An 11,592-nucleotide genomic window follows, 5' to 3' on the forward strand; every position below is an offset into this window, starting at 1 on the left:
CCTTCGAACCGTGGGATGCCGTGACATCGCTCGCTCAATCAGCGGACAGGTCGCGCAAATTTCGGGGCAAGGCGTTCATACATTCCACCCCGGATGCCGTGACCAGGAACTGATCCTCGATCATCAGCGCCCCGAAATTCTGACCGTAGAAAGGCGCCTCCAGCGCCACCACCATGCCGACCTCAATGAGTTCCGGATTGTTGGCCGAGAAGAAGGGCCATTCCTCGATGCCGACGCTGCCGCCGACGGAATGCCCGAAATGGCCGCGAAAATACTCGCCAATACCGTCCCGCCGCATCGAAGACAACATGGCTGCATGAACGGCACCGAACGTGTTTCCAGGCCGGATCTGCTCCAGCCCGGCCGCGAAAGCGGCCTCCAGCGCCTTGAACACATCCTGCGCCAGATCAGAGACGGGACCATAACTGAAGGTTCGCGCACCATCTGAGGAATAGCCATCGACAAGGGTCCCGACATCGGCCTTGATCAGGACACCGGGTGAGACGACGGCCGCCATGTTGGAGAGATCAGGCCCGACCGAGATGAAATCCCAGTGGCCGCTGAGCGAGAACCCGCCGGCTGTCGCCGCATCCTGGGCGCCCGCCTTCCAGGCGGTCGAAAGATCTGCGAGGCAACTTCCGGGGCGAATGGCTTTCGCCATGCGAACCAACCCGCCTTCAGCCGCCTGAGCGGCACGCCGCAGCCGATGGATTTCGTTTGGCGTCTTGATCGCACGCAACCGGCGCAAAACATCAGAGCCATCCACCCAGCTGATTGTCGGCAACGCCCGGCGCAACGCCTCGAAATCCGCAGCCGGCATAAATTCCAGGTCGACGCCCACCCGACCATGGGAGAGCCCCCGCACGGCGAGCAGATCCCCCAGCAAGTCAAAACACCGGCTTCTGTCAAAGGTTTCCGGTCTTGGCCCGCCGGCACCCGAACGCCGGTAACACCCGTCGATGTCGGCAAGACGCGTTGCCCCCTGAAGGTCAACACCATCGATCCAGATGCGGTGCGTGCGCAAGTCGACAGCGGGGGACTTCAGGCGAATTGCAAGTGCGGCATGATCGCTGGCAACGGCAGCAAGAGGCAGCGAAGCATCGGCCGGCACGAGCGCTGCGGCAGCACCGGCCCGACCCCACATCGTGGCGACGCCCGCTGGCGCACCGATCGCATACCGGAACGCTTCGGGCTGGAACAGGACAAGGGCATCGAGACCCGCCGCCTGCATCAGCCCCTGTGCTCTGGATCTATCCAAATCGCTCATCGCTAGCTCCGACATTGTCCTTGAAGCCACTTATCTCCAGTCGACAGCAAGCGCCAGTATCGGGTGATGCCGGCGTCTCGCAGCGACTTGTAGAAATTCCGCTAAACCGCCCCCGCGGATGTGCTTGGAACTTGATGACACTCCCCCACTGGAATACACCAGCAATTCTGGTGCCTGCAAAACTTGCGGCTGTTCGGAAGCGCGCATGCCCGCAAGGCGAGTTCGGGGTTCGGGAGTTTGACATGGAGCGGCAATCCTCGGCTTCCGCACAAAGGTTCGCCACGACAGCCACCTTGATCGCCTGGATTGGCTTTGTAGCACTGGCCGCCACCTGGGGCGTGCAGTCCTACCACAACACGGTGCGCGCCGCCGAAGACCGCGTCGCTACCTCCACCCACATTGTCGCTACCCATGCCACCTGGGTTTACGAACTGGGTGTGCAGGCAACCCGACGCATAGCCGATGCGGTGAAGGAGCCCCATGATCCAGCCAACGGCGGGACCACCGTGCGGGATATCAGCGACGCCGTTCAGGACTTGCCCGGGGCGGTCAAGGCTTATGTGGTCGACGCAGAAGGACATACGCTCTATTCGACCGATCCGAACGTAAAGCCGATCGACATCACCGACAGGGACTACTTCGTGGCGCTGAAGGAGGGGCGGACGGAATATGTATCCTCGCTCCTCATCAGCCGACTGAACAATGACCGCATCTTCGTCTTCAGCCGTCGCCTCGAGCGCGACGGTGCCTTTGCCGGAGCGGTGACTGTCTCTCTTTCCGGTGACATTATGAAGCCGATCTGGGAATCGGTTGATCTTGGAGGCAGTTTTTCGGTCGGCTTTATCCGTAACGACGGAATGCTCGTTGCCCGCTATCCGAAGCCGGATCGCGAACTCGACATGAGCAATCATCCTCTCTTCACCAACTATCTCAAAACTGCGGATCAGGGCACTTACCTTTCCCAGATATCTCCAATGGACGGCGTGCGCCGTCTGGTCGGTTATCGCAAAGTCGACGGTACACCGTTCATCGCCATTGCCGCCGCCGACTACGATTTGCTGATGCAGCCATTCTGGCGGGACATGACGGTTTTGGCCTCGGTCACTATCCTTGCCTGCCTCGGTTCACTCGCCGCCGCCTGGCGAACCCGCCAGCTGCTGAGAGATCAGGATCATCAGTCCGCTGCCCTTCAGGTCGCGCTGGAAAACAATGAATTCCTTCTGCGGGAAGTCCACCACCGAGTGAAGAACAACCTGCAATCCGTAATGTCGCTCATTCGCCTTCACATGAAGGGGAACGAGAAATCCGAAGCCCTCGGCAATCGGATCAAGGCCATGGTCGCCGTGCATGAACAGATTTACCAACGTGATTCCTTCAGTCAGCTGGACGCGGCGGAACTCGTTGAGACAGTGACACACAACGTCGTCGCGGCCCACGGTGCGGACGTTCAGGTCGAATTCGATCTGGCGCCGATGAAGGTCTCCAATGATCGCGCGACGTCGCTGGCGCTCCTGATCAATGAACTCGTCACCAACAGTCTGAAATATGCCTTCGCCGAAGACGAGAGGGGCAGATTGACCCTCATTCTACAGCCTTTGGGCGATGATGGCTTCAGCAGCCTCGAAGTCATCGACAATGGCAGGGGGTTCGATCCCGAGACCCTGTCCAAAGGCACGGGAACCCGACTGATAGAGGGCTCGATCCGTCAGCTCGACGGCAGCTTCGAACTCGACGGCAGTGCGGGAACGCGTTTCAAGGCACGCATCAAGCTGGTCTGACGATCAGAACATGTCAGAAAAACGCTGCTGACATCTTCAAAAAAACGACCATCTGCGCGAAATCCAATTAAAGCCGAGTCAACCACTGGTACCCCGTCCGCCGAGCGTTTAAATTGGACGTCTATAAAACATTTTTAAATTAACACTGTTGTTCGACTCGTCCATGTCCGATTTGAGAAAGCACAAGATTTGGTCCGAAGACCATCTCGAGATGCAGACCTTCAGCGAGGCGGTCTTTCGCCCCTCGCTGTTTGAGAGCCTGGAAAAACCAGGTCCCTTCGATATTACTGCCAATATCGCGGCAATCCAGGAGATGACGATCTGGCAGATCCGGTCTATGTCCGGCTACAGAGTACGGTACGGGTGTCCGCACCAACATCAGGTAGAAATTCACTTCATCGAAACAGGGCAGTTCGTCTTTCGTGCTGCCGGTGAAGAAATTGTGGCGACGGCCGGAAGCGCCGTACTTCTAAAAGACACGCGCAAAATCGAAACGGTCGCAAGCCCAAATTCGGCCAAACTGGCGATGGTCGTTCCTTTCAATCAGGTCGCCCATAATCTCAATCGCAGCCATGGCAGCGCCGGCCGGGGCTTGGGCGAATTCCGCTCGCTTGTCGGACCCGACGTCACGGGCATCGACATCATCCAGAGGATTGCCACCCACCTCCTCTACGGCATCGATCCGGCAGACGACCCAGCCGACGCGGAAGGCGCGCCCGCATTGGTGCATGATGCGCTGATCATGATGTTTGCAAGCCTTTGGCCACGGACCACCGCCGGGGAGCGAACAACATTGCCTCGTCCCCTGGAACGCGCCATCAACTGGCTCGATCAACATGCACACGAAGACATCTCGATCGAACAGCTCGCCCGGCGCGCCGGGGCCAGCATCCGCACCCTACAGAACTCGTTCCGGCAGCATTTGTCGACGACCCCGAATGCCTATCTCCTGCAGTTACGCCTGAGCCGCGTCCACGAGGATCTCCTCCATGGCCCGGCCGACCAGACGATTGAGGCGATTGCCTCCCGGTGGGGGTTTAAGCACATGGGATATTTCGCGGCTCGCTATCGTGAATTGTACGGAACATCGCCTTCTGACACCCGAAAAGCTCGGCCAAGCAACGAATAAGAATATTCTAAAATCTCGCACGCGCAAAAAGATCACGAAAACGCATAATTGTGGGGAAGTGTGCGCAATGAATACACGCTTAAGTCTGCGTTAACACGCTGACGGCAGTGTTGCATCATATAGAGCCTCCATTGTGAGTCTCCAGCGCCCACCGCATGATGCGGAAATCAAAAAATCCCAATATAAAACTGTCCCGCTCAACAGCTAAACCCTGTTTTGCCGAGGGAAACCCATGCGTATATTTGCGATAGACGATAGTCCCTCAATCTTATCTTTCATCAAGCGCGCCATTGCGGCCATCGACTCGTGCGAAATCCTGCCATTTCTGGACCCTTCTCACGCACTCGCTGTTCTCAGGAGCCAACAAGCCGACCTGATCCTGGTCGACTACAACATGCCAAGCATGAACGGTATCGAGCTGATTTTGCAATTCAGGCAATTGCCGAAGGCAAAGGATGTTCCTGTTATCATGCTGACCTCTGAGACGGATCCGACCATCAAGCTCGCGGCAATAGAAGCCGGAGTCACCGAGTTCCTGAACAAGCCGATTGATCAGGCAGAGTTCGGCATCCGGGTTCGCAATCTTCTGTCGCTGCGATTGGCTCAGCAGGCGCTTGCCGAGCGCGCAGAGGCACTGGAAAAGGATGTTGCCACAGCTCGGGCGCGCATTGCAGTCCAGGAAAAGGAAATCATCTGGCGGCTGTCGAAAGCCATGGCCTGTCGCGACGGCGAGACGGCACTTCACCTCGAACGGGTGGCCGTGATCGCCCGAATGGTCGCGGAAGAACTCGGTATAGACGCCGCCACGTGCGAGAAGATCTATCTCGCAAGCCCTCTGCACGATGTCGGAAAGATTGGCGTTTCCGATTCGGTCCTGCTCAAGTCCGGCCCCCTCGACGCACGAGAACTGGACGAAATGCGTGCGCATGCTGCCTTCGGAGCCGAAATCCTCGAAGGCAGCGATAGCGAAATCATCCGCATTGCAGCCACGATCGCTGGCAGCCATCACGAGAAATGGGACGGCACGGGTTACCCGCAAAAACTAGCCGCCGACAGGATCCCGATCGAAGGCAGGATCGTGGCGATCGCAGATGTCTTCGACGCCCTCTGCTCGGAACGTCCTTACAAAAAGGCCTGGCCGGTCGATGAAGCGCACCGTGAAATCCTGAGAGGCAGCGGCAACCACTTCGATCCCGCCTGTGTCGCCGCCTTCGATCGCAGATGGGCCTCCATTCGCCCCCTCTATGCCAAGACGAGCGCACATACTTCGCCCGCCCCTCCTGAGACAGACAGCCCATCCGCCGCTCCCGCTCAAGCCGAAACCGCACTGGAAACAGCAGCATGACCGAGAAATTGAAGACGCTCCGCCTCGACGGCGCACTGACGATAAAGACAGCCGCCGAAACCCGCGAAGCCATGCTGGCCGCCTTTGGTGAGGCAAAGGCAAGTAGTAGCCCCGTGGAGATCGAAATTTCCGAGAATTGCGACTGTGACCTGACATTGCCGCAGCTTCTCCTGTCTGCGCAAGCGACGGCTGCAAGGGATGGCATCGCGCTGCGCATCCGCGCCCCTCACCGGGGACCGTTTTTCACCACGCTGGAACGGGCAGGTCTCTCTGCTGCGTTCGACGGTGGTTCACTGACAATCATGAATGGAGATCAGAGATGAGCGCAAACATTCTCACCGTAGACGATTCCGCCAGCATCCGGATGACCACCCGGATCGCGCTCACCAACGCCGGCTACAATGTCACGGAGGCGGTTGATGGCGCAGACGGACTGCAGAAGTTGAAATCCGGCAACTTTGATTTGATCGTGACCGACCTGAACATGCCGAACATGGACGGACTGACGATGATCCGCAACCTGCGCCAGTTGCCGGCCTATATGGGCACGCCCGTCATCTTCCTCACCACCGAGTCCGATGGTGACATCAAGCAGCAGGCCAAGGCCGCAGGTGCCACGGGCTGGCTCACCAAGCCTTTCGACGCAGACAACCTCACCAAGATTGCACGCAAGGTCCTCGGCCGATGAACAATCTGGATCCCATAGCGGTTTTCCGAACGGAAGCAGCCGAGCAGCTTGAGTTAATCGAAGCGGGCCTGCTCGATCTGACCCGCGATCTCGACGACAAGGGGCAGATCGATGCCGTCTTCCGCGGCCTGCATACGCTCAAGGGATCGGGCTCGATGTTTGGTTTCGACCAGCTCGCCGCGTTTACCCATCACTGCGAAACAGCCTTCGACCGCGTCCGCAAAGGGGAAGCGCCAGCGACGAGCGAACTGATCGCCGCAGTCCTCGATGCGCAAGGCCACATGCAAGCCCTGCTCGATCAGCCAAATGGCGATCATGATGCCATGAGCACCAAATTGCTGGAGCAGTTGCACAGGGCCGTCGGTCGCGAAGCGTCAAGCACAAGCCACCCTACCACCGGCAAACCAAAAGAAGCACCTGCCGAACCGTCCCGACGCACCTGGCAGCTCGACTTCCGCCTGCCCGCCGATTCCATGGTCAACGGCACCAACCCGCTCGGCCTTATCGACGAACTGCGCGACCTCGGCGAATGCGGGCTCAGCGTCAATTCCGATCAACTGCCACCTCTTGACGCCATGGATCCTACCCAGCTCTATCTCGGCTGGAATGCGACCATCGTCACCGACAAGCCACGCTCCGAGATCGAGGATGTTTTCATCTTCGTCATGGACGAAATGGTGATGGACCTGAAGGACGTGACGCCGGCATCAGCGCCTGTCGTTCCTGAAACGACGCTGGCACAACCGGCAGAAGTCCACCCCAACGAGGTGCCTTCAGCCCGCGAGGAACAGCGCACACCGGCAGCCGACGCCAAGTCCCAGCGGCAGTCGGACAATGTCCGCGTACCGGCCCTGCGCCTTGACGAAATGATGGACCGCGTCGGCGAGCTGGTGATTGCGCAATCACGACTGAGCCAGATGGCCGGCTCTGTCGTCGATCTGGGCCTGCGTTCGGTTTCGGAAGAAATCGAACGGCTCGCAGGCGAACTGCGCGACACGATGATGGTGCTGCGCATGATGCCGGTTGCGAGCCTTTTCAGCCGCTTCCGCCGCCTCGTGCACGATCTCGCCCGCGAAACAGGCAAGGAGATCGAGCTCGTCACAACAGGCGAAACCACGGAAGTCGACAAGACGGTCATCGACCGGCTTGCAGATCCACTGGTCCACTTGGTGCGCAACTCCATCGACCACGGGCTGGAATTGCCGCAAGATCGCATCGCTTCCGGAAAACCGGCTGTCGGCCAGGTCGTCCTTTCGGCACATCAGACCGGCAGTGAAGTGGTGATCACCATCAAGGACGACGGCCGTGGCATCGACCGGGCTCGGGTCCGGGCAAAGGCCGAAGCCAACGGTCTGATCCAGCCGGGCCAGTCCCTGTCGGACCAGGAATTGCTGCAGCAAATTTTCCAACCCGGCTTCTCCACCGCAGAGAAGGTCACTAACCTTTCCGGTCGCGGCGTCGGCATGGACGTGGTCAAGAAGACGATCGAGGCGCTGCGCGGCTCGATCGACGTCAAGAGCGACGAGGGGACCGGGTCGGAGATTGCGCTCCGCATTCCCTTGACGCTCGCCATCATCGACGGCCTTCTCGTCCGCGTCGGCAATGGCAATTACGTCATTCCGCTCTCGGCGGTCGAGGAATGCCTGGAACTCTCGCTCGAAGAGGACCTGCGCTCGCGCGGGCGCAGCTTCATCTCGCTGCGGGACGATCTCGTGCCCTTCCTGCGCCTTCGCGAACTCTTCAGAACCGGGAGCCAGCCGGATCCATATCAGAAGGTCGTTGTGATCTCCACCGGGCGCGAGCGCGTCGGCCTCGTCGTCGACCAGATCATCGGTGACCACCAGACGGTCATCAAATCCATGTCCAAGCTGCACGACCAGGTGTCGTCCTTCTCGGGCGCCACGATCCTCGGGGATGGCAATGTCGCACTGATCCTCGACGTCGCCCACTTGATCGCGGCCGGACAGCAACAGGAGGCGCAATTGCGGGCTGCAGGATGAGCGAACAACAGGCAAAGACGGACCACCGCGCGGTCTTCATGGGCGCGGACGATCTCTCGGTTCTGACCTTCACGCTGAATGGCGAAACCTTCGCCATCGAAGCGACGATCGTCCAGGAAATCCTCGACCTCCTGCCCGAGACCAGCGTGCCCGGCAGTCTGCCCTTCGTCGGCAGCGTCATCAACTTCCGCGGTAAGGTCATCCCGCTCGCCGACATCAGGGTCGCCTTCGGCATGGAAGCCGGCGAAGTGACGATCGACAGCCGGATCGTGGTCACGGAACTTGCTCTCGACGGCGAACTCTCCCTGATCGGCATCCGCACCGACAAAGTTCATGAGGTCACCCGCCTGCCAGCTTCGGCGAGCGAGCCACCGCCGATCGTGGGGATGCGTTGGCGGCCCGATTACATTCACGCCCTCGTCAAGAGAGAAGGTGAATTCATCATTCTTCCGAACCTGCAGGCAATCTTCGCTTCCCAGCGCGGATCCACCATCTCAGCGACAGCTTGATAGAAAGCGAGGAGGCCATGCGCTTCACGATCAAACTAAAACTTCTTCTGGCATTCGGCTTCATCATCACCATGCTGGTCGGCACGGCCTTCTACAGCGTGTCGAGCATTGCCGATGTCAACACGCACTGGACCGACACCCTGAACGGCCCGGCATCGCGCCTGAGCGCGGCGCAGGATCTGAACATCGCGCAGTTGCAGCAGGTTCGTCAGCAGAAGAACATGCTGGTGTCGACATCTACAGACGAGACGGAAAAATACATCGCCAACAGCGACAAGGCCCGCGCGGAATATGATGAGACCTTCAACATCATTCTCGGCAAGGCCACCGAACAGGGCATGGTGCTTTGGAACAAGCTGAAGGGCCTCACCGCCGACTTTCGTAAGCAGGATGACCAGATCCGCAGCTTCGTGCTGGCGGGCAACGTGGATGCCGCCTCGCGAATCTCCACCACCACCGCCCGCGCGACAACCTCTGAGATCGACGCTCTCTTGTCAGAGGTCTTCCAGCTCGAGCGCGAACGTCTCGCCGCAGCCAACAAGAATGCGCTGGACGAATACGCGAATATTCGTTCGATCGTCATTGGTCTTGCCGCCGCCGCCTCGATTGCCGCAGTCCTCGCTGCAATCTGGATCATCATCTCGATCAGCCGTGGCATCAGCACGGCCGTGACCACCGTCCAGCGCGTGTCCGAAGGCGATTTGACCAAGCTCGCCGAAATCCGCACCAGCGACGAAATCGGCATGCTGCTCGGTCACGTCAATTCCATGGTCGAACGCCTGCGCGCCGTCGTCGGCGATGCGCTCGCCGCATCGGAAAATGTTTCGGCCGGCAGCCAGCAGCTTTCGTCCGGGTCGGAACAGCTGTCGCAGGGGGCGACCGAACAGGCCTCGTCTGCCGAAGAAGCGTCCGCCTCGATGGAAGAGATGGCCGCCAACATCAAGCAGAACGCCGACAATGCCGCCCAGACGGAGAAGATCGCCCGTCAGTCGGCAACGGATGCCGAGGAAAGCGGCAAGGCTGTCGACAAGGCCGTCACCGCCATGCGCACGATCGCCGAGAAGATCTCGATCGTCCAGGAAATCGCCCGCCAGACCGACCTGCTCGCGCTCAACGCGGCGGTGGAAGCAGCCCGTGCCGGTGAACATGGCCGTGGCTTTGCCGTCGTCGCTTCGGAAGTCCGCAAGCTCGCCGAACGCAGCCAGGCGGCAGCGGCCGAAATCTCGGGCCTCTCCAGCGAGACCGTCTCGGTCGCCACCCAGGCCGGCGAGATGCTGACCCGACTGGTGCCGGATATCCGCAAGACCGCCGAACTGGTGTCTGAAATCTCGGCAGCCTGCCGCGAGCAGGACATCGGCTCGAGCCAGATCAACGAGGCGATCCAGCAGCTCGACAAGGTGACCCAGCAGAACGCCGGCGCCTCGGAAGAGATGTCGGCCACCTCGGAAGAGCTCGCCGCCCAGGCCGAAGAGCTCCAGGCCTCGATCGCTTTCTTCAAGGTGGACGGCGCAGGCAAGTCGGCCACCGGCCAGGGCAGCCAGCAGGCGAAACAGCTGAAGGCCGTTGCAGCCAAGATGGCAAGCCACGCACCGGCGAAGCGTCCCCTCGCCCGGCCGACAACCAGCACCTCCAAATCTCAGGGCTTCTCACTCGACATGAGCATGGGTGGCCCCGACAGCGACGACCAGGACTTCCGCGTCGCATGACCCATCTGCGCCCGGCTCGCCGGGCGCAGCCCCCCGAACAGGCCGGGCAATCCGGCGGGAAGTGAATGTCCTCGCTTCTGTCGAATGCAATCTGGCGAGTGACCTGGTGCGCACAATCCGTCGCCACCGGCCTTGCATCAACAACCGCATTCTCTGGTCTCTATTCAGACGAGAGCGATGCAGCACTTTTTAGATCACGACGCCAGGACATGGGGATATATTCTATGCGTTTCACGATCAAATTTAAGCTGGCCGCTGCCTTTGGCCTGATGCTTGCGCTTCTTATCGGCACGATGGGCTACGGTATTTACAGCCTCGGCATTCTCAATCAGTCAATTTCCGACACCATTGCGGGTCCGGCGGCCCGGCTTGAGAAGGCTCAGGAGCTCGGCAACATTCAGCTGCGCCTGACGCGGGCGCAGACCAACATCGCCCTCTCTGAAAATCAGGTAGATGTCGCGAAGTATATTGAAGCCAGCGACCGCAACCTGAAGAAATTCGAGGATACGGTAGCCTGGCTTGTTCAGGCGGCCTCGACCGAGGCTGGCAAGAAGGCGTGGCAGGACGTCCAGACAGACTTTCAACAGATCCAGACCCTTGATCGTCGCCTCAGGGAACTCGCCAAGGCTGGAGACAGGGTCGGCGCAACGCGGCTGATCATGGTCGAAGCCCGCGCGATGACCGACAAGATCGAAGAAACCATCAATACCCGGATGGAAGCCAACCGTGACCAGATGAAGCAGGCCGACACGGACACTGATGTGCTCTACACGTCGACGCGCAACATTCTCCTGGGCGTCGCCGCGTTGGCCGTCTTTGCAGCCATTGCCACGGCCACCTGGATAGCCATGAGCATCAGCAACGGTCTCAACAAGATCAAGCTCGTTGCCGAAGCGGTCTCGATTGGTGACTTGGACCAGAATGTAGAAATCAAGACGAACGACGAGATCCGTGATCTGGTCGAGACGATCAACAAGATGACGGCCAACCTGCGCCAGATCGCCGGTATTGCCAGCCAGATCGCCAATGGCGACCTCACCGTCGCACCGAAGCCGCTCTCCGACAAGGATACTCTCGGCTTGTCGCTGGAAAGCATGGTCGAGCGTCTCCGCGGCGTCGTCAGCGATGCGCTCGCCGCATCGGAAAATGTTTCGGCCGGCAGCCAGCAGC

10 protein-coding genes are annotated in these 11,592 nt (G+C 59.8%); 9 read left to right on the forward strand and 1 reads right to left on the reverse strand.

Features of this window, described 5'->3' with window-relative positions; all coding sequences use genetic code 11:
- Window positions 1-34: 34 nt before the first annotated feature.
- Window positions 35-1,267, reverse strand: a complete 1,233-nt coding sequence (locus tag FJQ55_RS21035) for a M24 family metallopeptidase (protein ID WP_140831685.1) — start codon at window positions 1,265-1,267, stop codon at window positions 35-37.
- 242 nt (window positions 1,268-1,509) lie between these two features.
- Between FJQ55_RS21035 and FJQ55_RS21040 the strand changes: the two genes are divergently transcribed.
- The 9 genes from FJQ55_RS21040 to FJQ55_RS21080 form a co-directional block, all read left to right on the forward strand.
- The gene (locus tag FJQ55_RS21040) at window positions 1,510-3,045 is read left to right on the forward strand and encodes a sensor histidine kinase (RefSeq protein ID WP_161597019.1); all 1,536 of its coding nucleotides are present in this window, start codon (window positions 1,510-1,512) and stop codon (window positions 3,043-3,045) included.
- Window positions 3,046-3,208: 163 nt separating this feature from the next.
- On the forward strand, window positions 3,209-4,174 hold the full coding sequence (locus FJQ55_RS21045) for a helix-turn-helix domain-containing protein (protein WP_140831689.1): 966 nt from the start codon (window positions 3,209-3,211) through the stop codon (window positions 4,172-4,174).
- A gap of 232 nt (window positions 4,175-4,406) precedes the next feature.
- Window positions 4,407-5,519 carry an HD domain-containing phosphohydrolase gene (locus FJQ55_RS21050; RefSeq protein ID WP_140831691.1) on the forward strand — a complete coding sequence of 371 codons (1,113 nt, stop codon included), beginning with the start codon at window positions 4,407-4,409 and terminating at the stop codon, window positions 5,517-5,519.
- Complete coding sequence (locus FJQ55_RS21055; protein ID WP_140831693.1) at window positions 5,516-5,842, forward strand: STAS domain-containing protein; 327 nt, start codon at window positions 5,516-5,518, stop codon at window positions 5,840-5,842. The genes FJQ55_RS21050 and FJQ55_RS21055 overlap by 4 nt, the downstream gene beginning before the upstream one ends.
- Window positions 5,839-6,207 carry a response regulator gene (locus FJQ55_RS21060; RefSeq protein WP_062284258.1) on the forward strand — a complete coding sequence of 123 codons (369 nt, stop codon included), beginning with the start codon at window positions 5,839-5,841 and terminating at the stop codon, window positions 6,205-6,207. The genes FJQ55_RS21055 and FJQ55_RS21060 overlap by 4 nt, the downstream gene beginning before the upstream one ends.
- Window positions 6,204-8,207 (forward strand): chemotaxis protein CheA, encoded by a 2,004-nt coding sequence (locus FJQ55_RS21065; protein WP_140831695.1) that lies wholly within the window; start codon window positions 6,204-6,206, stop codon window positions 8,205-8,207. Before FJQ55_RS21060 ends, FJQ55_RS21065 begins: the two co-directional genes overlap by 4 nt.
- Window positions 8,204-8,716 carry a chemotaxis protein CheW gene (locus FJQ55_RS21070; protein ID WP_140831698.1) on the forward strand — a complete coding sequence of 171 codons (513 nt, stop codon included), beginning with the start codon at window positions 8,204-8,206 and terminating at the stop codon, window positions 8,714-8,716. Before FJQ55_RS21065 ends, FJQ55_RS21070 begins: the two co-directional genes overlap by 4 nt.
- 17 nt (window positions 8,717-8,733) lie before the next feature.
- Entirely contained in the window at window positions 8,734-10,422 is a 1,689-nt protein-coding gene (locus tag FJQ55_RS21075) for a methyl-accepting chemotaxis protein (protein ID WP_140831700.1), read from the forward strand.
- A 224-nt stretch (window positions 10,423-10,646) separates the two neighbouring features.
- Window positions 10,647-11,592 (forward strand): HAMP domain-containing protein (locus FJQ55_RS21080; RefSeq protein WP_140831703.1); only part of this gene is annotated, 946 nt, incomplete at its 3' end.

Origin of the sequence: Rhizobium glycinendophyticum (assembly GCF_006443685.1) — a bacterium.
Classification (GTDB): domain Bacteria; phylum Pseudomonadota; class Alphaproteobacteria; order Rhizobiales; family Rhizobiaceae; genus Allorhizobium; species Allorhizobium glycinendophyticum.